At 54.9% G+C, this 23,082-nt stretch carries 22 protein-coding genes and 1 riboswitch; of the genes, 11 read left to right on the top strand and 11 right to left on the bottom strand.

Annotated features, from left to right (window positions below; genetic code table 11):
* Positions 1-4 precede the first annotated feature (4 nt).
* The 7 genes from ftsL to leuO all read right to left on the bottom strand — a co-directional run bounded on the left by ftsL (position 5) and on the right by leuO (position 7,114).
* A complete protein-coding gene (gene ftsL, locus FOY96_RS18060; RefSeq protein WP_008501989.1) occupies positions 5-370 on the bottom strand; it encodes a cell division protein FtsL in 366 nt (121 codons plus the stop codon).
* Positions 367-1,308: a 16S rRNA (cytosine(1402)-N(4))-methyltransferase RsmH gene (rsmH, locus tag FOY96_RS18065; RefSeq protein WP_021240527.1), complete on the bottom strand. Its 942-nt coding sequence runs from the start codon at positions 1,306-1,308 to the stop codon at positions 367-369. The genes ftsL and rsmH overlap by 4 nt, the downstream gene beginning before the upstream one ends.
* Positions 1,309-1,310: 2 nt before the next feature.
* Positions 1,311-1,769: a division/cell wall cluster transcriptional repressor MraZ gene (mraZ, locus tag FOY96_RS18070; protein WP_021240528.1), complete on the bottom strand. Its 459-nt coding sequence runs from the start codon at positions 1,767-1,769 to the stop codon at positions 1,311-1,313.
* 598 nt (positions 1,770-2,367) lie between these two features.
* The gene (gene cra / locus FOY96_RS18075) at positions 2,368-3,375 is read right to left on the bottom strand and encodes a catabolite repressor/activator (protein ID WP_008501993.1); all 1,008 of its coding nucleotides are present in this window, start codon (positions 3,373-3,375) and stop codon (positions 2,368-2,370) included.
* A 179-nt stretch (positions 3,376-3,554) separates the two neighbouring features.
* A complete protein-coding gene (gene ilvN, locus FOY96_RS18080; protein WP_023334498.1) occupies positions 3,555-4,046 on the bottom strand; it encodes an acetolactate synthase small subunit in 492 nt (163 codons plus the stop codon).
* Between the two features lies 1 nt (position 4,047).
* Positions 4,048-5,772 carry an acetolactate synthase 3 large subunit gene (gene ilvI, locus FOY96_RS18085; RefSeq protein WP_126796848.1) on the bottom strand — a complete coding sequence of 575 codons (1,725 nt, stop codon included), beginning with the start codon at positions 5,770-5,772 and terminating at the stop codon, positions 4,048-4,050.
* Between the two features lie 379 nt (positions 5,773-6,151).
* Complete coding sequence (gene leuO, locus FOY96_RS18090; protein WP_045888154.1) at positions 6,152-7,114, bottom strand: transcriptional regulator LeuO; 963 nt, start codon at positions 7,112-7,114, stop codon at positions 6,152-6,154.
* Between the two features lie 587 nt (positions 7,115-7,701).
* Between leuO and leuL the strand changes: the two genes are divergently transcribed.
* The 7 genes from leuL (at position 7,702) to FOY96_RS18125 (ending at position 14,302) form a co-directional block, all read left to right on the top strand.
* A complete protein-coding gene (gene leuL / locus FOY96_RS23285) occupies positions 7,702-7,788 on the top strand; it encodes a leu operon leader peptide (protein WP_071786497.1) in 87 nt (28 codons plus the stop codon).
* Positions 7,789-7,879: 91 nt separating this feature from the next.
* Entirely contained in the window at positions 7,880-9,451 is a 1,572-nt protein-coding gene (gene leuA, locus FOY96_RS18100; protein WP_029741222.1) for a 2-isopropylmalate synthase, read from the top strand.
* The gene (gene leuB, locus FOY96_RS18105; RefSeq protein ID WP_047060144.1) at positions 9,451-10,542 is read left to right on the top strand and encodes a 3-isopropylmalate dehydrogenase; all 1,092 of its coding nucleotides are present in this window, start codon (positions 9,451-9,453) and stop codon (positions 10,540-10,542) included. The genes leuA and leuB overlap by 1 nt, the downstream gene beginning before the upstream one ends.
* Positions 10,543-10,544: 2 nt before the next feature.
* On the top strand, positions 10,545-11,945 hold the full coding sequence (gene leuC, locus FOY96_RS18110) for a 3-isopropylmalate dehydratase large subunit (protein ID WP_033144624.1): 1,401 nt from the start codon (positions 10,545-10,547) through the stop codon (positions 11,943-11,945).
* Between the two features lie 10 nt (positions 11,946-11,955).
* Positions 11,956-12,561, top strand: a complete 606-nt coding sequence (gene leuD / locus FOY96_RS18115) for a 3-isopropylmalate dehydratase small subunit (RefSeq protein WP_039260825.1) — start codon at positions 11,956-11,958, stop codon at positions 12,559-12,561.
* Between the two features lie 162 nt (positions 12,562-12,723).
* Entirely contained in the window at positions 12,724-13,614 is an 891-nt protein-coding gene (locus FOY96_RS18120) for a cation diffusion facilitator family transporter (protein ID WP_143347532.1), read from the top strand.
* A 106-nt stretch (positions 13,615-13,720) separates the two neighbouring features.
* Entirely contained in the window at positions 13,721-14,302 is a 582-nt protein-coding gene (locus tag FOY96_RS18125) for a cytochrome b/b6 domain-containing protein (RefSeq protein ID WP_143347533.1), read from the top strand.
* A gap of 48 nt (positions 14,303-14,350) precedes the next feature.
* Here the strand turns inward: FOY96_RS18125 and FOY96_RS18130 are convergent, their stop codons facing one another.
* Both FOY96_RS18130 and sgrT read right to left on the bottom strand, forming a co-directional pair.
* Complete coding sequence (locus FOY96_RS18130; RefSeq protein ID WP_143347534.1) at positions 14,351-15,529, bottom strand: sugar efflux transporter; 1,179 nt, start codon at positions 15,527-15,529, stop codon at positions 14,351-14,353.
* Positions 15,530-15,648: 119 nt separating this feature from the next.
* Entirely contained in the window at positions 15,649-15,801 is a 153-nt protein-coding gene (gene sgrT, locus FOY96_RS18135) for a glucose uptake inhibitor SgrT (protein WP_023334488.1), read from the bottom strand.
* Between the two features lie 88 nt (positions 15,802-15,889).
* Here sgrT and sgrR point away from each other — a divergent pair, with 88 nt between their 5' ends.
* From sgrR to thiQ, 4 genes are all read left to right on the top strand, one after another.
* Positions 15,890-17,545, top strand: coding sequence for an HTH-type transcriptional regulator SgrR (sgrR, locus tag FOY96_RS18140; protein ID WP_033144620.1), 1,656 nt, complete (start codon positions 15,890-15,892; stop codon positions 17,543-17,545).
* Between the two features lie 36 nt (positions 17,546-17,581).
* Positions 17,582-17,682: riboswitch (TPP riboswitch) on the top strand.
* Between the two features lie 31 nt (positions 17,683-17,713).
* The gene (gene thiB, locus FOY96_RS18145; protein ID WP_045355125.1) at positions 17,714-18,697 is read left to right on the top strand and encodes a thiamine ABC transporter substrate binding subunit; all 984 of its coding nucleotides are present in this window, start codon (positions 17,714-17,716) and stop codon (positions 18,695-18,697) included.
* Positions 18,673-20,283 (top strand): thiamine/thiamine pyrophosphate ABC transporter permease ThiP, encoded by a 1,611-nt coding sequence (gene thiP, locus FOY96_RS18150; protein ID WP_143347535.1) that lies wholly within the window; start codon positions 18,673-18,675, stop codon positions 20,281-20,283. Before thiB ends, thiP begins: the two co-directional genes overlap by 25 nt.
* On the top strand, positions 20,267-20,968 hold the full coding sequence (gene thiQ / locus FOY96_RS18155; protein WP_143347536.1) for a thiamine ABC transporter ATP-binding protein ThiQ: 702 nt from the start codon (positions 20,267-20,269) through the stop codon (positions 20,966-20,968). The genes thiP and thiQ overlap by 17 nt, the downstream gene beginning before the upstream one ends.
* Positions 20,969-21,012: 44 nt before the next feature.
* Here the strand turns inward: thiQ and FOY96_RS18160 are convergent, their stop codons facing one another.
* Together FOY96_RS18160 and araC are read right to left on the bottom strand one after the other, a co-directional pair.
* Positions 21,013-21,780 (bottom strand): DedA family protein, encoded by a 768-nt coding sequence (locus tag FOY96_RS18160; protein ID WP_143347537.1) that lies wholly within the window; start codon positions 21,778-21,780, stop codon positions 21,013-21,015.
* A gap of 128 nt (positions 21,781-21,908) precedes the next feature.
* Positions 21,909-22,754: an arabinose operon transcriptional regulator AraC gene (gene araC / locus FOY96_RS18165; RefSeq protein ID WP_143347538.1), complete on the bottom strand. Its 846-nt coding sequence runs from the start codon at positions 22,752-22,754 to the stop codon at positions 21,909-21,911.
* Positions 22,755-23,082: the final 328 nt, after the last annotated feature.

Here is a 23,082-nt window from a genome sequence, read left to right on the forward strand (position 1 = left end):
TCCCTTATTTTTGTACTACGATATTTTCCTGCGAAGGATCAACATGCTGCAGCTGCAGCTTTTCCGTTGCGATCCGTTCAACCCGGCTGTGATCGCCGAGCGCGTTTTCTTCAAGGATCAGATTTCGCCATTCAATATCCAGCGCATCGCGTTCCAGTACCATCTGCTCGCGTTGCGCAGTCAATAAACGTGTATGGTGGGCGGTGGTCACCACCGTAACTGCCGTGACAATGATGCAAATGAACAGACAGAGTGGCAGTTTCCCAAACCGCAAAAGATCGTCGCCGATCACGCCAGGCAAGGCATGGCGCTCGTTGCTTCCTAACGAATCCTTAACTTTGCTTAGGGTCTCTGTCACTCTGCCGATCATGCGTTCGTCCTCTCTGCAACACGCAGCACTGAACTACGGGCGCGTGGATTCTCTGCCACTTCTTCTTCGCCCGGCATCAACTTGCCTAATGCTCGCAACTGACGGCCACCCAGTTTCCTGAGTTGTTCTTCCGTCATCGGCAGCCCCGCTGGCACCTGTGGACCGCGGCTTTGCTCACGCATAAAGCGTTTCACAATACGGTCTTCCAGCGAATGGAAGCTGATGATGGATAACCGCCCACCCGGGGCCAGCACGTCGAGCGAGCTTTTTAGCGCCAGCTCTATTTCCTCCAGTTCACTGTTTACCCAGATGCGAACCGCCTGGAAGGTACGGGTCGCGGGATGTTTGTGCTTATCCTTCACCGGTGTCGCCGCCGCGATCACTTCGGCCAACTCTTTGGTACGGGTCATGGGCTCAATGCGATTGCGCTCAACGATGGCGCGCGCAATACGTTTGCCAAAGCGCTCTTCGCCAAACGTTTTGATGACCCATGCAATATCGGCTTCGTCAGCGGTCTGTAACCACTCAGCGGCAGACTGACCGCGCGTCGGGTCCATACGCATGTCCAGCGGACCATCACGCATAAAGGAGAAACCACGTTCAGCATCATCAAGTTGGGGTGAAGAGACGCCAAGATCGAGAAGAATCCCGTCGATCTTGCCCGTCAGGCCACGCTCGGCAACATAATCCGCGAGCGCAGAGAAAGGTCCATGCACGATGGAAAAGCGTGGGTCATTGATGGTTTGTGCAACGGCAATTGCCTGCGGATCGCGATCGATTGCCAGCAGACGTCCTTCCTCTCCAAGCTGGGAGAGAATCAAACGCGAGTGACCACCGCGACCAAACGTGCCATCAATGTAGATGCCATCCGGACGAATATTCAGACCGTTTACGGCCTCGTCCAGTAACACCGTTTTGTGTTTATAATTTTCCATCATATTTATAGAGACAAGTCCTGCAGCCGTTCCGATAATGTCGCGGAATCAGACTGCTCAGCGTCGATATCTTCCTTGACCTGTTGATACCAGGTCGTTTCATCCCACAGTTCAAACTTGTTGAACTGCCCGACCAGCATCACTTCTTTGGTCAGACCGGCATGTTGCCGCAACACAGGGGCAATCAGTAACCGCCCTGCGTTATCCATCTGACATTCACTGGCATGTCCCAATAACAGCCGCTGCACGCGGCGTTCCTGCGGGTTCATGCTCGACAGTCGCGACAGCTTTTGCTCAATAATTTCCCATTCAGGCAAGGGGTAAAGCAGCAGGCAGGGGGAGTTAATGTCAATGGTGCAAACCATTTGACCCGCAGCGTTCTCAATCAGCTGGTCGCGGTATCGGGTTGGTACCGATAAACGCCCTTTGCTGTCGAGATTGACTAACGTAGCTCCACGGAACATGCCAGTCTCACCCCTCCTCACCACTTTAACCCACAAATTCCCACCTAAAGGAGTTTACGGAGCGAGGGAAAAGCTTGTCAAGCCAGGACTCTCCCTATAAGGACCCGAAAGCCCTCTATTTACAGAGATAAACAGTCCTGGTTAATAACTGCACAACTGGCGAGGCAAAATTAACGTTATGAATATTTGTAAGAAAAAAACCGAATATGCACACTAGCGTTAAAGCTCACTCAATATCATCGCAGATAAATATAAAGTGTCAGTTTGCGACGCGGGCAGCATTTTATGACAGATTCTCAGGGGATAACAGCGCCAGATTCATCCAGGTGCCCGGTAAGCGCGGAGGTTGCCACGTAAGCTGAAGCAGTAAGAGGAAAAACGTCTGAATATTCATCGACCGAAGAGGGTTTGTAACAAAATAATACAAAGATAGCTGTTTAAAATCGCCCGCATGTTCTTTAAAAGGACAATTTAAAAGCCAGAATGAATTAAAAAAATAGGCGATTACGATCCCGCAAGAATTATCCTAATTTCTCTCCGGGAATTATCTGCACGAATAATCACAGCAAAATGGGGCAGATTTCTCCGCCCCGTCATTTCATTTTTGGCGGCTTAAAATTCCGCGATGGTAGAGATTACGTTTGATACGCGTCAGACCCGGCTTCGGTTTGCGCGGCTCATCCAGGCTTGCCAGCACAATCTCAAGCACGCGTTCAGCCACATCGCGGTGACGCTGTGCTACCGCCAGCACCGGGCACTGCAGGAAGTCGAGCAGCTCATTATCCCCGAACGTGGCAATCGCCAGGTCGGATGGCAGTTTACCTTCACGACGTAAGGTCACATCCATGACGCCCTGCAACAGCGCAAATGACGTGGTGAACAGCGCCTGAGGCATCGGATGCGTTTCCAGCCATTTCTCAAACAGCTGCGCTGCGGCTTCACGTTCGTAGCTGTTGGCATAGAGGTAGTGAACCTCGCGCGGATCGTCTTTCCAGGCGGTTCTGAATCCCTGCTCACGCAGGAAGCTCACGGAAAGCTCGGGCAACGCGCCAAGATACAGCACTGTTTCAGCGGGGAACGTTCTCAGCTCTGCGGCCAGCATTTCTGCATCATCCTGATCCGCACCCACGACGCTGGTGAAATGCTCGCGATCGAGCGCGCGGTCCAGCGCAACGATTGGGAACGGGTCGTTCGCCCAGCGCTGGTAGAACGGATGCTCTGGCGGCAAAGAGGTCGACACGATGATGGCATCCACCTGGCGCTGGAGCAGATGCTCAATGCAACGCATTTCGTTGTCGGGCTGGTCTTCCGAGCAGGCAATCAGCAATTGATAGCCGCGCTGGCGCGCCTGACGTTCAAGATAGTTGGCGATACGGGTATAGCTGGTGTTTTCCAGGTCAGGGATCACCAGACCAATAGAGCGGGTACGCCCGGCACGCAGACCGGCTGCGACAGCATTCGGATGGTAGTTATGCTCACGAACCACCGCCATAACTTTTTCAACGGTCTTGTCGCTGACACGGTACTGCTTTGCTTTACCGTTAATCACATAGCTGGCCGTTGTTCGTGACACGCCGGCTAGCCGGGCGATTTCATCCAGTTTCACAATTGCCCCTTAAAAAAAGAAAAGAGTCCATGGCCCTGTCAAGGTTATGGTTAAATCTTTTAACATCTAAACGCAGAAAAGACTTCGCGGCAACCGCTTTTATCTGCGTTGTCGGCTCATTACGCAAAAAAAAGCCCGGCTTTGGTGACCGGGCAGAAAGAGGCGAACCTTTTTGACAACTAACGCATGATTTTCTCGCCGCGTGACAGACCTACGACACCCGATCTCGCCACCTCGACAATTTTTGCGACGTCCCGCACGGACGCGAGGAAAGCATCCAGCTTGTCGCTTGTCCCGGCCAGCTGCACCGTATAAAGAGAAGGCGTGACGTCGATAATTTGTCCGCGGAAAATATCCGCATTGCGTTTGACTTCATCACGCCCGTAGCCGCTGGCCTGGATTTTCACCAGCATGACCTCACGCTCAACGTAGGCCCCCTGCCCCAGCTCGCTCACGCGCAGTACGTCGACCAGCTTATGCAGCTGTTTTTCAATTTGCTCAAGCACTTTGGCATCGCCGACGGTTTGGATCGTCATGCGCGACAGCGTCGGGTCTTCCGTTGGGGCAACGGTCAAGCTTTCAATGTTATAACCGCGCTGCGCAAAAAGGCCAATGACGCGCGACAGTGCGCCAGACTCGTTTTCCAGTAAAACAGATAATATCCGGCGCATATCAGGTTCTCTCCGTTTTGCTTAACCACATTTCATCCATACCACCACCACGAATATGCATCGGATAAACGTGCTCGGTCCCATCAACAATCACATCCATAAAGACGAGGCGGTTGTTTTTTACGTGCTCAAGCGCTTGCGCGAGCTTCGTTTCCAGCTCAGCCGGATCGGTCACCCGCATGCCTACATGGCCGTAAGCTTCAGCAAGACGAACAAAATCCGGCAGCGATTTCATGTATGACTGAGAGTGGCGGCCAGAGTAGATCATATCCTGCCACTGCTTCACCATACCGAGATACCCGTTATTCAGGTTCAGCACCAGTACCGGCAGTTCATATTGCAGCGCGGTAGACAGCTCCTGAATGTTCATCTGAATACTGCCGTCCCCCGTCACGCAGACGACGGTTTCATTCGGCAGCGCCAGCTTCACGCCCAGCGCAGCAGGCAGACCAAAGCCCATGGTTCCTAAACCACCGGAGTTGATCCAGTGTCGCGGTTTATCAAACGGGTAATACAGGGCGGCAAACATCTGATGCTGCCCCACGTCTGAGGTCACGTACGCCTCACCTTTCGTCAGTCGCCACACCGCTTCAATGACCGCCTGCGGCTTAATGTTTTCACTTTGCGTGTCATATTTCAGGCACTGACGCGCGCGCCACTGTTCAATCTGCTGCCACCAGTCGCGGATCTCATCCAGCGGCTGGGTTGCACTCTCCTGAGTCAGCAGATCCAGCATTTGCTCCAGAACCTGCCGGGCATCACCGACGATCGGCACATCAGCCGACACCGTTTTTGAAATTGACGTTGGATCGATATCAATGTGCAGCACGGTGGCGTTCGGGCAATACTTCGCCAGGTTGTTGGTGGTGCGATCGTCAAAGCGCACGCCGACGGCAAAGATCACATCGGAATGATGCATTGTCATGTTGGCTTCATAGGTACCGTGCATACCCAGCATCCCCAGCGCCTGACGATGGGTGGCAGGAAACGCCCCCAGCCCCATCAGTGACGACGCAACGGGAAGGTTAAGCTTTTCAATCAGTTCACGAAGCTGGTCTTCACAGGCAGAGTTGATCGCCCCGCCACCGACATAGACCACCGGTTTTTTGGCTGCCAGAAGCGTTTGCAATGCTCGCTTGATCTGACCTTTATGCCCCTGCGTTGTGGGGTTATAAGAGCGCATGCTGACCGATTCCGGCCAGACATAAGGCAGCTTGTTTGCCGGGTTGAGAATATCTTTAGGCAGATCGACCACCACAGGTCCCGGGCGTCCGCTCGCCGCCAGCCAGAAGGCTTTTTTCAGTATGCCGGGAATGTCTTCTGTTTGCTTGACCAGGAAGCTGTGCTTCACAACGGGACGCGAAATCCCGACCATGTCGCACTCCTGAAACGCATCGTAGCCAATCAGTGAGGTTGCCACCTGCCCGGAGAGGATCACCAGCGGAATGGAGTCCATATAGGCCGTCGCAATGCCGGTAATGGCGTTTGTCGCGCCGGGGCCGGACGTGACTAATACCACGCCCACTTCACCCGTCGCACGTGCCAGGCCGTCAGCCATGTGTACCGCCGCCTGCTCGTGACGTACCAGAACATGGTCAATGCCCCCAACCGTATGCAGCGCATCATAAATATCGAGAACCGCACCGCCAGGGTAGCCGAACACTTGCTTTACGCCCTGATCGATCAGCGACCGAACGACCATTTCCGCGCCAGACAACATCTCCATGCTTTGCCTCCAGGCATTTTGTTATAGACGGACTGCCGAATTCATTTCCGCACCGTCTTACGATTGGGATGAACCAATCTTATATTTTGCAGAGTGTTCTTTACCTTAACCGCTCGTTATGAGGCAGGCAATTAGCAAACCCGGGGAGATAAACGGTGCGTAAAGCAGAAAAAGCAGCCGTTCACAGAAGATATGGTTAATTCCTCTGGGAATAGAGAATGAGGTGATAAATCATCGCTGAAAAGCGCGACAATGCAGGAAATCATCTATTTTTGCGTGCCGTAGAGCAGCCAAAAAAAATCATCACAGAACAAAATAGTAGTTATCTAAAAAAACTCAGGATAAATCACATAACCCGATGCGATTTATCCTGATGCGTTTACCGGCGACAGATGCCAACCAGCAACTCTTCCATCCACTGATGTCCTTTATCCCGACCCGCCGCTTCATGCCAGGAAAGATAACAGGTACGGCTATTTAGCTTGAGTGGCAGAGGCAAAATTTGCAGATTTAAAGGGTCAGAAAACTCTTCTGCCAGCCAGCGCGGCGCAATTGCCACCAGCTGTGTCTGAGAAACCACGTTTAATACGCTGACCATGGCCATGCCCTGATAAGCCACGCTCGCCTGTTTATCCGCAGTGTCATACCACGGCAGGCTAAAGGAAGCATATCTGTCGAGCGCAACAACGGCGTGCTGCTCGTTATAAACATCGTTTTCTCGCAGCGGAGAATTCAGGCGAGGGTGTTTTTTACTGGCGACCAAAACCATTTCATCTTTAAACAGCGGCACGCAGGAAAATTCCGGACGACGGAACTCTTCATACCCCAGAACGAATTCGATCTCCTGATAGCGTAACTGATGTTCTGTGTTTTGATTCAGGGATGATTTAAAAACAAGATTGATATTGGGTGCGATCTCTTCAACTTTATTATAGATAATCGACGTTAAATAATTATCTAAAGGGCTACAGACACAAAGATGGAATACGCGCTCGCTGCTTAAGGGTTCAAAGCCCGATCCCGGCAGCTCATTTTGGACCAGTTGCAACGCCTGACGAATGGAGCCAAACAGCTGGAATGCGCGCGCCGTAGGCTGGATCCCCCTCCCGTAGCGAACAAATAATTCGTCGTTAAACATAAGCTTAAGCCTGGCAACGGCATTACTCACGGCAGGTTGTGACATCCCCAAGGTTTGGGCAGCGCGGGTGATATTCTGTTCCTGCATGACAGCATCAAACACCGTCAGAAGATTCAGATCCACCGTGCGTAACTGTGGTTTAATCCCATCAGTAGCTTGAGGTTGTTTAATATTATTTTCTGGCACTTCTGACTCCACTGTCACGCTACACCCCTTTGCCAACGTACGGTAATAATCCTGAAAAATATCATTTATCATGCAAATACGATCAGCGAAAGAGAATTATTTAAAATTCGGAATAAATAAAGACTGTATATTAACGAAAATTAATGAGCAAAACTGATATGTTTGACTTTAGGATTTAAATGAAACCATAAATCAAACCAATATACAATTGCCGTCAGGTTAATGATGATTTAAGTATTATTAAACTGTTATTACTATCGACCTACAGTTAGTTAACAACCTGTTATCTCTATTCGCTTTCCAGCATTCCGGAAAAGATTCACTGCATTTATAAGTTTATGATATCAAAACTATTTAAACACAAAGCATCCTCATAAAACATTTCACTCATTTTTAAACATTTATATTTATTGGTATGTGCAACTCTTTTCTCAAGTCCAAAATTAGACAATTAATCGGGTCAAAAAAGCTAAAACCAGCACAATTAGCTAAAGTGAATACCCTGTTGATTCCGTCTGTCGGGCCCGTTTTCATCCTCAGGGGTTGACATGAACAACCGTATCCAGTACCACTAAAAGCATATTGAGTTTAACGGAGCACGATTCATGACACGCACCATTCGTTTCACCGGTCTACTACTACTAAACGCATCCACTGTGCGCGGTAGACTGGCGGGCGAAATTCAGCGTTGAATCGTCACCAGTAAGACTAGAAACCCGCGCCACTGCGCGGGTTTTTTTATGCTCGTAGCAAGGCGCCCTAAGACTGACAAGGACCTAACCCATGAGCCAGCAAGTCATTATTTTCGATACAACTTTACGTGACGGTGAACAGGCATTACAGGCAAGCCTGAGTGTAAAAGAGAAACTGCAGATCGCGCTGGCTCTCGAACGTATGGGTGTTGACGTGATGGAGGTCGGTTTCCCTGTCTCTTCCCCAGGTGATTTCGAATCCGTACAGACCATTGCGCGCACCATTAAAAACAGCCGCGTCTGTGCCCTGGCGCGCTGCGTAGAGAAAGACATCGACGTCGCCGCCGAGTCGCTGAAGGTCGCCGAAGCGTTCCGTATCCACACCTTTATTGCTACCTCGCCTATGCACATCGCAACCAAGCTGCGCAGCACGCTGGATGAGGTGATTGAGCGCGCGGTCTACATGGTTAAACGCGCACGCAACTATACCGATGACGTTGAGTTCTCCTGTGAAGATGCGGGCCGTACGCCAATCGAAGACCTGGCGCGCGTTGTGGAAGCCGCCATCAACGCGGGCGCGAAAACCATCAACATCCCGGACACCGTCGGCTACACCATGCCGTTTGAGTTCTCCAACATCATCACCGGCCTGTATGACCGCGTGCCGAATATTGATAAAGCAATTATCTCCGTCCACACCCATGATGATTTGGGTCTGGCCGTAGGCAATGCCATCGCCGCCGTCCACGCTGGCGCGCGTCAGGTAGAAGGCGCGATGAACGGTATCGGCGAACGCGCGGGCAACTGTTCGCTGGAAGAAGTGATCATGGCGATCAAAGTGCGCAAAGACATCATGGACGTGCACACCCGCATCAATCACAACGAAATCTGGCGCACCAGCCAGACCGTCAGCCAGATTTGCAACATGCCCATTCCGGCTAACAAAGCAATTGTCGGTACCGGCGCCTTCGCGCACTCCTCCGGTATTCACCAGGATGGCGTCCTGAAGAATCGTGAAAACTACGAAATCATGACCCCGGAATCCATCGGCCTGAATCAGGTGCAGTTGAACCTGACCTCCCGTTCCGGTCGCGCGGCGGTTAAACACCGTATGGAAGAGATGGGTTATAAGGACAGCGATTACAACATGGATCAGCTGTACGACGCGTTCCTGAAGCTGGCCGACAAAAAAGGTCAGGTGTTCGACTATGACCTGGAAGCGCTGGCCTTTATTAACAAGCAGCAGGAAGAGCCGGAGCACTTCCGTCTGGATTACTTCAACGTGCAGTCCGGCTCCAGCGACATCGCCACCGCCTCGGTCAAACTGGCCTGCGGCGATGAAATTAAAGCAGAGGCCGCTAACGGTAACGGCCCTGTCGATGCCATCTACCAGGCGATTAATCGCGTCACCGAGTACGACGTTGAGCTGGTGAAATATGACCTGACGGCCAAGGGCCACGGCAAAGATGCACTGGGTCAGGTCGACATTGTTGTTACCCACAATGGCCGCCGCTTCCATGGCGTGGGCCTGGCGACCGATATCGTTGAATCCTCCGCGAAAGCGATGGTGCATGTTCTGAACAACATCTGGCGCGCCGCCGAAGTCGAAAAAGAGTTGCAACGCAAAGCTCAGAATAAAGAGAACAACAAGGAAACCGTGTAATGTCGAAGAATTACCATATTGCTGTGTTGCCGGGCGACGGTATTGGTCCGGAAGTGATGGCACAGGCGCTGAAAGTACTGGAAGCCGTTCGCGCGCGTTTTGCGATGAAAATCACCACCAGCCACTATGACGTGGGCGGTATTGCGATTGATAACCACGGTACGCCGCTGCCAAAAGCGACCGTGGAAGGCTGCGAAAATGCCGATGCCGTGCTGTTTGGTTCCGTCGGTGGCCCGAAATGGGAACACCTGCCGCCGGCAGAGCAGCCTGAACGCGGCGCGCTGCTGCCGCTGCGTAAACATTTCAAACTGTTCAGCAACCTGCGTCCGGCGAAGCTGTATCAGGGTCTGGAAGAGTTCTGCCCGCTGCGCGCGGATATCGCCGCCAACGGTTTCGACATTCTGTGCGTGCGTGAACTGACCGGCGGGATCTATTTCGGTCAGCCAAAAGGACGCGAAGGCAGCGGACAACACGAGAAAGCGTTCGACACCGAGGTGTATCACCGTTTCGAAATCGAGCGTATCGCCCACATCGCGTTCGAGTCGGCGCGCAAACGCCGCCATAAAGTGACCTCCATTGATAAAGCGAACGTGCTGCAGTCTTCCATTTTGTGGCGCGAGATCGTCAGTGAAGTCGCTAAGCAGTACCCGGACGTCGCGCTGTCGCACATGTACATCGACAACGCGACCATGCAGCTGATTAAGGATCCGTCCCAGTTTGACGTGCTGCTGTGCTCCAACCTGTTCGGCGATATCCTCTCTGACGAATGCGCGATGATCACCGGCTCGATGGGCATGCTGCCCTCCGCAAGCCTGAATGAAGAAGGCTTTGGCCTGTACGAGCCTGCGGGCGGCTCCGCGCCGGATATTGCCGGCAAAAATATTGCCAACCCGATTGCGCAGATCCTCTCCCTGGCCCTGCTGCTGCGCTACAGCCTGGATGCAGGCGAGGCGGCAACCGCAATTGAAAACGCCATTAACCGGGCGTTAGAAGAAGGCGTCCGTACCGGCGATTTAGCACGCGGCACGGCGGCAGTCAGTACCGATGAAATGGGCGACATCATTGCCCGCTATGTCGCTGAAGGGGTGTAATCATGGCTAAGACGTTATATGAAAAGTTGTTTGATGCGCACGTTGTTTACGAGGCACCAAACGAAACCCCGCTGCTGTACATTGACCGTCATCTGGTGCACGAAGTGACCTCTCCTCAGGCATTTGACGGCCTGCGCGCGCACAAGCGTCCGGTACGTCAGCCGGGTAAAACCTTCGCGACGATGGATCACAACGTTTCCACCCAGACCAAAGACATTAATGCCTCGGGTGAGATGGCGCGTATCCAGATGCAGGAGCTGATTAAGAACTGCAACGAGTTTGGCGTTGAGCTGTACGACCTGAACCATCCGTATCAGGGCATCGTCCACGTGATGGGGCCTGAGCAAGGGATCACCCTGCCGGGCATGACCATCGTCTGCGGTGACTCCCATACCGCGACCCACGGCGCGTTTGGCGCTCTGGCGTTCGGGATTGGCACTTCCGAGGTGGAACATGTGCTGGCAACGCAGACCCTGAAACAGGGCCGCGCCAAAACCATGAAGATTGAAGTGAAGGGTAAAGCCGCACCGGGTATTACCGCAAAAGACATCGTGCTGGCCATCATCGGTAAAACCGGCAGCGCAGGCGGCACCGGTCACGTTGTTGAGTTCTGCGGGGAAGCCATCCAGGCGCTGAGCATGGAGGGGCGCATGACCCTGTGCAATATGGCGATTGAGATGGGCGCAAAAGCCGGTCTGGTCGCGCCGGACGAAACCACCTTCAACTACGTGAAGGGTCGTCTGCACGCGCCGAAAGGTCAGAATTTTGACGACGCGGTAGCGTACTGGAAAACCCTGAAAACCGACGATGGCGCAGCCTTTGACACCGTCGTCACTCTTCAGGCAGAAGAGATTGCGCCTCAGGTGACCTGGGGCACCAATCCGGGCCAGGTGATTTCCGTTAACGACAATATCCCGGACCCGGCATCCTTTACCGATCCGGTCGAGCGCGCCAGTGCGGAAAAAGCGCTGGCCTACATGGGGCTGAAGCCCGGCGTGCCGTTGACCGATGTCGCCATTGATAAAGTCTTTATCGGTTCCTGCACCAACTCCCGTATCGAAGATTTGCGTGCCGCCGCCGAGATTGCCAAAGGCCGCAAAGTGGCGCCAGGCGTGCAGGCGCTGGTAGTACCTGGCTCCGGCCCGGTGAAAGCCCAGGCGGAAGCCGAAGGTCTGGATAAGATCTTTATCGAAGCGGGCTTCGAGTGGCGCCTGCCCGGCTGCTCCATGTGTCTGGCCATGAACAACGATCGCCTGAATCCGGGCGAGCGCTGCGCCTCCACCAGCAACCGTAACTTTGAAGGCCGTCAGGGCCGCGGTGGGCGTACCCATCTGGTCAGCCCGGCAATGGCCGCCGCTGCGGCAGTCACCGGCCATTTCGCCGATATTCGCAGCCTGAAATAAGGAGACAATCATGGCAGAGAAATTTACCCAACATACGGGCCGGGTTGTCCCGCTGGACGCCGCTAACGTCGATACTGACGCTATTATTCCAAAACAGTTTCTGCAGAAAGTGACGCGTACCGGTTTCGGCGCACATCTGTTTAACGACTGGCGTTTCCTGGACGATAAGGGCGAAGTGCCTAATCCGGAATTCGTTCTGAACTTCCCGGAATATAAAGGCGCCTCCATTTTGCTGGCACGTGAAAACTTTGGCTGCGGCTCATCCCGTGAGCACGCGCCGTGGGCGCTCACCGACTACGGTTTTAAAGTGGTCATTGCCCCAAGCTTCGCGGATATTTTTTACGGTAACAGCTTCAACAACCAGCTGCTGCCCGTCACGCTGAGCGATGAACAGGTCGATGAGTTGTTCGCGCTGGTTAAGGCGAATCCGGGCATTTCGTTTGAAGTGGATCTGGAAGCAGAAGTGGTGAAAGCCGGGGATAAGACCTACAGCTTCAGCATTGATGCGTTCCGCCGTCACTGCATGCTTAACGGTCTGGACAGCATTGGTTTAACTCTCCAGCACGACGCGGCGATTGCCGCTTACGAAAACAAACAACCTGCATTTATGAAATAACCCTCCGGCCTGCAGTCCATTCTGCAGGCCGCGTTTTATCCCGATACCCGCCTCCTTCTGTAAATACTTCCCAAACCCAGCCAATAATGACGTTATATTTAATGTCAATTTAATGTTTCCTGCGCAGAATAACCGCTCAATCAGCTGGCAGCGGAAATAATCATGGAAAAGAAAAATGGCAATGAGTCTCATATCCGTTCTCGGGAAATACATAAATGCACATTAGTAAGCGTGATAATAAATAGTTTACTCACCGCATTTCAGATACTTGCAGGGATATTCTCCGGCTCACAAGGTTTAATTGCTGATGGGATTCATTCTCTTTCCGATTTATCCTCCGACTTTGTCGTTCTGGTTGCGAATAAAAAGAGCCAGAAAGCCTCTGATATCGATCATCATTACGGTCATCTGCGTTTCGAAAACGGCGCAAAGCTCATTATTGGCGCTATTCTGCTGCTTGTGGGGGTCGGGATGCTCTGGTCCGCAGGCAATAAACTGCTTCACCCCGAGACGCATCAGCTGGTGAAAGGGGCCGCGCTGTGGGTGGCGATACTGGCGCTGGTGGTGAAGGAAAGCCTGTTCAGATACATGTTTGCCACGGGAAAACGTATTCAGTCCTCGCTGCTGATAGCCAATGCCTGGCATGCCCGTTCTGACGCAGCGTCGTCAGTGGTTGTCGCCATCGGCATTGCCGGGAATTTAGTGGGTTTTCACGCGATGGACCTCATTGCGGCCCTGATTGTCGGAGTGTTCATCGCCCATATGGGTTACAAATTTGCTGCCGATGCCCTGCACGATCTGATGGACCGTTCGCTTGAGCCCGAGCTGGAGCACGACATCAAAACGTGTCTTCTCGCAACCGAGGGCGTCACCGGACTCCATGATTTAAAAACCCGCAAGATGGGCGATTTAGCCCTTGTCGATGTCCATCTGGAAGTGAACGGCGAATTAAGCGTAAAAGAAGGACATCAGATTGCCGTGAATGCCAGAAATAACGTGATGCAAAAATTCAATGTGCTGAACGTGATGACGCATATTGATCCTGCCCACTAACCGGAACGCATAAATACAGTGTGACGCAAGCGACCGTTAAGGTTTCGTTAATTAATCTGCGTCACACTGCATCGCATCAGCTCTCTCATTATTGAGGTAAAAAGCGATGAAACCAACATTACGCGATACGCTTCCCCATAAAGAAACACCTTTTCTTCGCATACTGCACATTCTTGTGGCCGTACTGGTCCTCGCCCAGATTATCAATTCTAATTTCACCGAAAGTGAAGCCCTCCATGAATCCGGGCTGAACGGAATTGTCACCTGGATCCATGTTATCTCCGGGTTTGGTTTAATTTTTTGTGGCATTGCCATGATGGCATGGATGTTAACCCAGCGCGGATTTAAGTATTACTTCGCCTGGCTGGCGCTGGATTTTCGCGGAATTGTTGACGATATTCGCACCCTCGCGCAGCGTCAGCTTCCTGACGCGCATGCCGGCGGTATGGCAGCAACGGTGCAAGGTCTGGGCGTGCTGGCGCTGCTGGGCGTTGCACTCTGCGGCGCGGCCTGGTTCATGCTGAACGCCACGCTCGGGCCGGTTTCGTCCGTCACGGAATCCGTCTTGGATTTGCATAAATTCCTGACGGTCTTTATTGAGACATATTTCTGGGCACACGGCTTCATGGGCCTCGTTCATATGTACCTGACGCTACGCGCGCAGCGTAAATACCAGTATTCAGAATAAAACGGTTCACAGAGCCCGGCGTTCCCGGGCTCCGTTTCGTTCATCCGATCACACGTCTTTTACGCGGCAGGTCAGCAGAAGCGTCACGATGGATAGCGCCGCAATCATCCAGTAGACAGACGCATGCCCGTAGCTTTGCGCCAGCGCCCCCTGAATCACGCCCGCCAGAATCACCCCGGTTGAAATGCTGTTGGTAAAAAGCGTGGTCGCCGAGCCGGCACGACCGGGCATGAGATCCTGAAACCAGAGCATGCCGATCCCGGCAACAATCCCAATAAACACGGCGTTAAACAGCTGCAGCACCAGCAACGCTTCCCGCGAATGGAAAAGGATCAGCCCCGCGTAGAACAGCACCCCGGCCGCCACGGCGACAATCATCATCCTGCGCTTTCCAAAGCGCTTAACGTAGTAACCCGCCAGAATCATTGCCGGAATTTCCAGCCCGGCGGCAGTTCCCATTAAGATCCCCGCGAGCTTGTCCGGCAGGCCCAGATCGCTGCTGATCCACAGCGGCATATCGATGATGTACATGGTGTTGCAGGTCCACATCAGCGTGGAGGCAATAAACAGCATGCGGACGTTTTTGTCCTGCCAGCCGCTCACCTCGGTGACAGGTTTATCCGTCGTCTGTTCGACGCGCGCCACGGACGGCAGCGCGAAGGCAATCAGCGCCAGGCTGATGACAAAAATCCCGGCGGCGATGGAAAACATGGTGGTAAAGCCGTAGTTCAACGCCAGCATAAAGGCCAGCGGCGGGCCAATGACCCACGCCAGCGAAAGCTGGGCGCGCATCACCGAGCTGAACATCACCACTTCACGCGCCGAGTTATCCGCGTATTCACGGGCCAGCGCGAACAGCTGCGGCATGGCGGTGTTCGCCAGCGACGCCAGCAGCACGCCGCAGGTAATAAGCGTCAGATAATGACGGTTGAAGGCAAAGAGCAGCGCGTTGCCCACGGCCATGGCGCAGCAAAAGAGGATCAGCCTGCGGCGATCGCCATGGCTGTCCGATCGTTTCGCCAGCGCGAGGCTGACCAGGATCCCGGCAATGGCGTTAACGGTGTAAAACAGGCCGACCCAAAACGGCTGCGCCCCCACCTCACGGCTGAGAAACAGGCTCAGCGTCGGCGCCTGCAGCGCCCCCGCCACGCCCATCATAAAGGCCACCAGCATAAAAGCGGCATACACGCCGTTCAGGCGTCGCCCCATCGTCATCAACCAGAGCATGCGCAAGTCCTTGTGAAAGCGAATCGAAATTGGGTGAATAGTAAACGAAAAAAGCCAGCAAAAACATTTTGCTGGCGGGTGATAAGCACCAATACTCAGTCACACATGATCGAGGCGAGTTAGCGGGAAGAGGTCGGTGTTGTAACGTCCCACTGCATCAATTCTTCTAACGTTTTCAGCCGTTGCTCTGCACACCGGCGGGCCAGCCAGGACGATCCTTTTGTCGCTGAAAAGTACTGCTGATAGAACTGACGTGCGGTAGACCTCTTCATAATTTACCTCCTCGCTTCATCGGGGAGAATTATTGGCCTAATATAGGGATAAATAAATTGCTGGTTTTTTGTCAGGAGTTCCCCTTTTATGCCTTCCGGTCGTCTGCAACAACAGTTTATCCGCCTCTGGCAGTGCTGCGAGGGGCAATCGCAGGAGACTACGCTCAACGAGCTGGCTGACCTGCTTAGCTGCTCCCGCCGCCATATGCGCACGCTGCTCAACACCATGCAGCAGCAGGGCTGGTTAAGCTGGGAAGCGGAGGCGGGACGCGGCAAACGTTCGCGGCTGACCTTCCTCTATACCGGGCTGGCGCTGCAGCAGCAGCGCGCGGAAGATCTGCTCGAGCAGGACCGCATCGATCAGCTGGTACAGCTGGTGGGCGACAAAGCCGCCGTGCGCCAGATGCTGGTTTCCCATCTCGGGCGCAGCTTTCGTCAGGGCCGCCACATTCTGCGAGTGCTCTATTACCGTCCGATGAAAAATCTGTTGCCCGGCACGGCCTTACGCCGCTCAGAAACGCATATGGCCCGGCAAATCTTCAGCGGCCTGACGCGGATAAATGAGGAAAACGGGGAACTGGAGGCGGATATCGCTCATCACTGGCAGCAACTTTCCCCGCGCCACTGGCGCTTCTTTTTACGCCCCGGCATCCACTTTCACCACGGCCGCGAGCTGGAAATGCACGACGTCATCGCCTCCCTGGAACGTGCCCGCAGGCTACCGCTCTACTCGCATATCTCCCGCATCCACTCGCCCACGGCCTGGACGCTGGATATTGAGCTGTCGCAGCAGGATAAGTGGCTTCCCTGGCTGCTGGGCTACGTGCCGTCGATGATTTTGCCCGGCGAGTGGGAATCAATGAACAATTTTGCCAGCCTGCCGATTGGCACCGGGCCTTACTCCGTGTCCCGCAATAACAGCAATCAGCTGAAAATCCGCGCGTTCGACGACTACTTTGGCTATCGGGCGCTGATCGACGAAGTGAACGTCTGGGTATTACCGGATCTCAATGAAGACCTGAGCTGCGGGCTGACGCTGGAAGGCCCCACCACGGGAGAAAAAGCCGTGGAGAGTCGCCTCGAGGAAGGGTGTTACTATCTCCTGTTTGACCGCCGCACCCACCGTGGGGCAAACCAGGCCGTCCGCAAGTGGGTTAGCCACGTTTTGTCCCCTTCCAATCTGATTTACCATGCGGAAGAGCAGTACCAGACATACTGGTTCCCGGCGTACGGCCTGCTTCCGCGCTGGCACCACGCCCGCCCGGTGCACTGCGACAAACCCGCAGGGCTGGAGTCCATCACCCTGACCTACTACCGCGAACACGTGGAGCATCGTTTTATCGCCAGAATCATGACCCGGCTGCTGGCAGCCGAGGGGGTCACGTTAGAGGTCAGGGAAGTGGACTATGACGAATGGCATCAGGGGGAGATAGCCAGTGATATCTGGCTCAACAGCGCCAACTTTACCCTGCCGCTCGATTTTTCCCTTTTCTCGCATCTGTATGAAGTCCCGCTGATCCAGCACTGCATCGACCGAGACTGGCAGCAGGATGCCGCCCTGTGGCGCGCGGGCGAAATGAATCTTGCAGCGTGGTGCCAGCAGCTTCTGGCCGAGCAGGCGATCGTACCCTTGATCCACCACTGGCTGATGATCCAGGGCCAGCGCAGCATGCGCGGCCTGCGGATGAACACCCTGGGCTGGTTTGATTTTAAATCCGCCTGGTTTGCGCCGCCGGAGCCATAACGCTTTCGTAATATTCACCAAATCATTACAATAGCGCCGTTCTCAACGGGGTGCTGCATCACAGATGTGCGCTGAGATAATACCCGTCGAACCTGATCCGGATAACGCCGGCGAAGGGATTTGAGGCTGTCTCTCAAAATCCTTTGCCACTCAACTTTGAGGTGCAAAGTGTTAAAAAAAGTTCTCCCCCTGCTGGCGCTGTTTGCGCTGCCTGCTTTTGCGAAGCCCGTCCTGACGGTCTACACCTATGACTCCTTCTCTGCCGACTGGGGCCCTGGCCCGGTGGTTAAAAAAGCCTTCGAAGCTGACTGTAACTGCGAGCTGAAGTTCGTGGCGCTGGAAGATGGCGTATCGCTGCTCAACCGTCTGCGCATGGAAGGGAAAAACAGCAAGGCCGACGTAGTGCTCGGGCTGGATAACAACCTGCTGGAGGCCGCCTCGCAAACCAAACTGTTTGCCAAAAGCGGCGTCGCGGCAGATGCCGTTAACGTGCCGGGCGGCTGGAAAAACGACACCTTTGTGCCGTTCGACTATGGCTACTTTGCTTTTGTTTACGACAAAAATAAGCTGAAAAACCCGCCGAAGAGCCTGAAAGAACTGGTTGAGAGTGACCAGAAATGGCGCGTGATTTATGAAGATCCGCGCACCAGTACGCCAGGCCTGGGCCTGCTGCTGTGGATGCAAAAGGTTTACGGGGATAAAGCGCCGGAGGCGTGGCAGAAACTGGCCGCCAAAACCGTCACCGTCACCAAAGGCTGGAGCGAAGCCTATGGCCTGTTCCTGAAAGGTGAAAGCGATCTGGTGCTGAGCTACACCACCTCTCCGGCCTACCACATCATCGCCGAGAAGAAAGATAACTATGCTGCCGCTGATTTTGCTGAAGGGCACTATCTGCAGGTGGAAGTCGCCGCGCGTACCGCCGCCAGCAAGCAGCCGGAGCTGGCCGAGAAGTTCCTGAAGTTTATGGTTTCACCGGCGTTCCAGAATGCGATTCCCGCAGGCAACTGGATGTATCCGGTCACGAACGTTGCGCTGCCCGCAGGTTTCGAGCAGTTGACCAAACCAAACACCTCGCTGGAGTTTACGCCGCAGCAGGTCGCCGCGCAGCGTGCAGCATGGGTAAGTGAATGGCAACGCGCCGTCAGCCGTTGATTCCCGGCTGGTTACTTCCCGGGCTGCTCGCCGCCACAGTGATGGTGGCGGTCAGCCTGGGGGCTTTTCTTGCACTGTGGTTCAACGCGCCAGAGAGCGACCTGCTCGCCCTCTGGCACGACAGCTACCTCTGGCACGTTATCCGTTTCTCCTTCTGGCAGGCGTCTCTCTCAGCCCTGCTGTCGGTGCTCCCGGCTATTTTTCTTGCGCGCGCCCTGTATCGGCGCCGTTTTCCCGGCAGGCTGGCACTGCTGCGCCTGTGCGCCATGACGCTGATCCTGCCCGTGCTGGTGGCGGTATTTGGCATCCTCAGCGTTTACGGTCGCCAGGGCTGGCTGGCTTCGCTGTTCGGCCAGCTTGGTCTGGAATGGTCATTCTCTCCTTACGGACTGCAGGGCATTCTGCTCGCGCACGTGTTTTTCAATATGCCGATGGCAACGCGCCTCTTCTTGCAGGCGCTGGAAAACATTCCCGGCGAACAGCGTCAGATTGCCGCCCAGCTCGGCATGCACGGCGTTTCATTCTTCCGCTTTGTCGAATGGCCGTGGCTGCGCCGCCAGATCCCGCCCGTCGCGGCGTTAATCTTTATGCTCTGCTTTGCCAGCTTTGCCACCGTGCTGTCGCTCGGCGGCGGGCCGCAGGCCACCACCATTGAGCTGGCGATTTACCAGGCGCTGAGTTACGACTACGATCCCGGTCGCGCCGCGCTGCTGGCGATGGTGCAGATGGCGTGCTGCCTTGTGCTGGTGCTGTTGAGCCAGCGGCTGAGTAAAGCCATTCCTGCTGGCAGTAATCAAATAACCGGCTGGCGCGACCCGCAGGACAGCCTGCACAGCCGCGTTACCGATTTTATCCTGATCGCGCTGGCGCTCCTGCTTCTGCTGCCGCCGCTGATGGCCGTTATCGTTGACGGACTGAACCTCAATCTCATCTCCGTCCTGCAACAGCCCATCCTCTGGCAGGCGACATGGACCTCGCTACGTATCGCGCTGGCGGCAGGGTTACTGTGCGTCATGCTAACCATGATGCTGCTGTGGAGCAGCCGTGAACTCTATGCCCGGCAGGCCCAAAAGGCCGGGCAGACGCTGGAGCTGACAGGGATGCTGATTCTGGCGATGCCGGGCATCGTACTGGCGACGGGCTTCTTTTTACTGTTCAACAGCACCATCGGCCTGCCGGAAAGGGCCGACGGCATTGTGATTTTCACCAACGCCCTGATGGCCATCCCTTACGCGCTCAAAGTGCTGGAAAACCCGATGCGCGACGTCAACAGCCGCTACGGTTTGCTGTGCCAGTCGCTGGGCATGCAGGGCTGGCAGCGGCTGAAGGTGGTGGAACTCCGCGCGCTGAAACGTCCGCTGGCGCAGGCGCTGGCGTTTGCCTGCGTGCTGTCGATTGGGGATTTTGGCGTGGTGGCGCTTTTCGGCAATGACGATTTCCGCACGCTGCCATACTGGCTCTATCAGCAAATCGGCTCTTACCGCAGTCAGGACGGCGCGGTCACCGCGCTGTTACTGCTGCTGCTGTGCTTTGCCTTATTTACCGTTATCGAAAAACTTCCGGGGCGTGATGTTAAAACTGACTGATGTAACCTGGCTTTACCAGCATCTGCCGATGCGCTTCACGCTCTCCGTGCGCCAGGGGGAGATGATCGCCGTGCTTGGCCCAAGCGGCGCGGGAAAAAGCACGCTGCTTAATCTGATTGCGGGTTTTCTGCAGCCGGCAAGCGGTGCGATCGTCATTAACAATCACGATCATACCCACACGCCGCCCGCGAAACGTCCGGTCTCAATGCTATTTCAGGAAAACAACCTGTTTACCCACCTGACGGTGCGGCAAAACATCGCGCTGGGGATGCATCCGGGACTCAGGCTGAACGATGCCCAGCGCCAGAAGCTGGAGATCATTGCCGCCCAGATGGGGATCAACGAGTTCATCGACAGGCTGCCGGGCGAGCTTTCCGGCGGCCAGCGTCAGCGCGTGGCGCTGGCGCGATGCCTGGTGCGCGAGCAGCCGATACTGCTGCTGGATGAGCCGTTCTCGGCGCTCGATCCCGCGCTGCGCCAGGAGATGCTGGCGCTGGTGCAGGACGTCTGCCAGCGCCAGCAGCTGACGATGCTGATGGTTTCACACAGTATGGAGGATGCCGCCCGCATCGCCCCGCGATCGGTAGTGATTGCCGAAGGGCGTATTTTGTGGGATGGAAAAACAGAAGAACTGCTGAGCGGTAAGGCGGGGGCGTCTTCACTGTTGGGCATTCGTGCGGTCTGATGCCCTCACCCTGACCCTCTCCCACAGGGAGAGGGAAATCGTCGTTAACGGCTCACCACTTTTAATAAAATCTCGCCGTACACCGGCATCAGCGGGTGACGAATCAGCGCAACCAGGGCTACCACAGCCACGCCAAGCGTCAGCGGGGCCAGCCACAAAAGGCGAGAGCGCGGAAGATAGCGCGTCAGGCGATCGACGCTGGCTTTCCCACTGCGCCACAGCCGCCAGCAGAGCCATGCCGCCAGCCACAGCAGCACAGCCGTACCCAGCAGCAGCCACTTAAACTCACCGCTTTGCATACCGTCAGGGATATCGATGGCCGCGCCGGCCAGGATCCCCGGCAGGAAGTAGAACGGCGGCCAGAAGACGCAGCCGATAATGTTCGGCACCACGAATTTCGCGACGGGTAGATCCAACATCCCCGCCAACATCGGCACCAGCGGACGCGTTGGCCCGACAAAGCGGCCGACGAGGATGGTAAACATGCTGTGCTGATGCAGCGCATGCTCGGTTTTATCCAGCAGGGCTTTGTTCTTTTTCATGAACGACCAGCGGTGCAGCGGCTTCTTAAAGCGCCAGCCCAGCCAGAAGGAGATCCAGTCGCCGAGCAGGCAGCCGATAATCCCGGCCAGCCACGCCTGCCAGAAATTAACCTCGCCGCTGCCAATCAGCGCCCCAAGCCCTGCCATCATCACGGTGCCGGGCAGGATCAGCCCAACCAGCGCCAGCGATTCCAGAAACGCCACCAGCGCCACGGCGATGAGCGAGTACATAACGGACTGGGTAATAAAGTGTTCCAGCAATGCCTGCATAACTATTCCGGTCAGAAAACGAATCAGCGATTCTGCTTAGCGCCCCGCACCGCGTCAAGGCAACAATTGTCTGAATAGTTTACAGGTTGCTTTCTGCATTCACCTGTTTGTTTATCTTTTTTTACCGTTTATTCACATCCCGCGCGGAATTCGCTCGGGCTGGCACCGGTGCACTTTTTAAACACGCGAGAAAAATAGAGCTGATCCTCAAAGCCCACGTTGCGTCCGACGGTGGCAATCGGCATCCGGGTGGTGCTGAGCAGCAGCTTTGCCTGGCTGATGCGCTGATCCTCGCGCCAGCTCAGCACGCTGACGCCCAGCTGCTGGCGGAACAGATGCGACAGCCGCGACGGCGACAGGCAGACGTGCTGAGCAACGCTGGCGATATCAAACTGGCTATCGGCCAAGTGGTCGCTGATGTACTGGCAGGCGTCGCGCACGCGGTTGTCCAGCGGGGGATTAAGCGACTCGTTAATCGCCTCCATCCGTCGCAGCAGCAGCTGTTCAAGCAGGTTAATCGCCAGCAGTTCGGCGTAACGCCCACCGGCCTGTCCCGCCTCGATAATCTGCGCAAAAAGCTCGCGAAACTGCGCCAGATGAACCTCATCCGGGCGATAAAAACCGGTATGCGCAAAAATGGCGGGCCACGAAAGCCACTCCTGCCAGTAGGCGCGCGGACGGAAATAGACCCACTGGTGATACCACTCTTTGGCATCCGGATGACGGCCATAGTGGTGGATCTCCCCCGGCGGGAACAGCAGGATATCGCCGGTGCGGCAGACAAACTGCTGGTCACCGTTCTTGATGATCCCTTCCCCTCGCACGGTCAGGTTGAGGATATACCCTTTCATGCCGAGCGGTCGATCGACGTAAAAGTCGAGGTATCCCTCAGCCTCGATAGGGGTCAGTCCCGCCACAAGGTGCGCGTTAAACGAGTATCCCGGCAGCAGGGGATCGTTTTGCGTTTCGGCCATAGATTCAGTTCTCCCAAGGGTCCTGAAGGAAACCAATTGTCCATATCACTAAAAGCAGCTTTAAAATGGCCCGCGAAAAGATCCGAAAAGCATCACGCCGCTTTTACGTCCGCCATGTTTCAGCCTTTCCCCCTGATTTCTCCGCCAGAGCAGGCAGATAACCAGTAACAAAAGTGTCTATAAGTGCGGCAGAAATGTCCACATTGAATATTTGCACGGCGTCACACTTTCCGTTGTAACAGCAATTTAGTCCATAAGATTAGCGGATCCTGCCTGACGACTTTTTTCCCCAGTCTCTAATGTTCTTCCATACCTGTTTTTTCGATGG

This window comes from Enterobacter asburiae (assembly GCF_007035645.1).
GTDB classification, from domain to species: Bacteria; Pseudomonadota; Gammaproteobacteria; order Enterobacterales; family Enterobacteriaceae; genus Enterobacter; species Enterobacter asburiae_B.

Coding starts and splice junctions, on each gene's coding strand:
- ftsL (WP_008501989.1), bottom strand. CDS start 370: ATGATCGGCAGAGTGACAGAGACCCTAAGCAAAGTTAAGGATTCGTTA.
- rsmH (WP_021240527.1), bottom strand. CDS start 1,308: ATGATGGAAAATTATAAACACAAAACGGTGTTACTGGACGAGGCCGTA.
- mraZ (WP_021240528.1), bottom strand. CDS start 1,769: ATGTTCCGTGGAGCTACGTTAGTCAATCTCGACAGCAAAGGGCGTTTA.
- ilvN (WP_023334498.1), bottom strand. CDS start 4,046: ATGCGCCGGATATTATCTGTTTTACTGGAAAACGAGTCTGGCGCACTG.
- ilvI (WP_126796848.1), bottom strand. CDS start 5,772: ATGGAGATGTTGTCTGGCGCGGAAATGGTCGTTCGGTCGCTGATCGAT.
- leuL (WP_071786497.1), top strand. CDS start 7,702: ATGACACGCACCATTCGTTTCACCGGTCTACTACTACTAAACGCATCC.
- leuA (WP_029741222.1), top strand. CDS start 7,880: ATGAGCCAGCAAGTCATTATTTTCGATACAACTTTACGTGACGGTGAA.
- leuB (WP_047060144.1), top strand. CDS start 9,451: ATGTCGAAGAATTACCATATTGCTGTGTTGCCGGGCGACGGTATTGGT.
- leuC (WP_033144624.1), top strand. CDS start 10,545: ATGGCTAAGACGTTATATGAAAAGTTGTTTGATGCGCACGTTGTTTAC.
- leuD (WP_039260825.1), top strand. CDS start 11,956: ATGGCAGAGAAATTTACCCAACATACGGGCCGGGTTGTCCCGCTGGAC.
- FOY96_RS18120 (WP_143347532.1), top strand. CDS start 12,724: ATGGAAAAGAAAAATGGCAATGAGTCTCATATCCGTTCTCGGGAAATA.
- FOY96_RS18125 (WP_143347533.1), top strand. CDS start 13,721: ATGAAACCAACATTACGCGATACGCTTCCCCATAAAGAAACACCTTTT.
- FOY96_RS18130 (WP_143347534.1), bottom strand. CDS start 15,529: ATGCTCTGGTTGATGACGATGGGGCGACGCCTGAACGGCGTGTATGCC.
- sgrT (WP_023334488.1), bottom strand. CDS start 15,801: ATGAAGAGGTCTACCGCACGTCAGTTCTATCAGCAGTACTTTTCAGCG.
- sgrR (WP_033144620.1), top strand. CDS start 15,890: ATGCCTTCCGGTCGTCTGCAACAACAGTTTATCCGCCTCTGGCAGTGC.
- thiP (WP_143347535.1), top strand. CDS start 18,673: ATGGCAACGCGCCGTCAGCCGTTGATTCCCGGCTGGTTACTTCCCGGG.
- thiQ (WP_143347536.1), top strand. CDS start 20,267: ATGTTAAAACTGACTGATGTAACCTGGCTTTACCAGCATCTGCCGATG.
- FOY96_RS18160 (WP_143347537.1), bottom strand. CDS start 21,780: ATGCAGGCATTGCTGGAACACTTTATTACCCAGTCCGTTATGTACTCG.
- araC (WP_143347538.1), bottom strand. CDS start 22,754: ATGGCCGAAACGCAAAACGATCCCCTGCTGCCGGGATACTCGTTTAAC.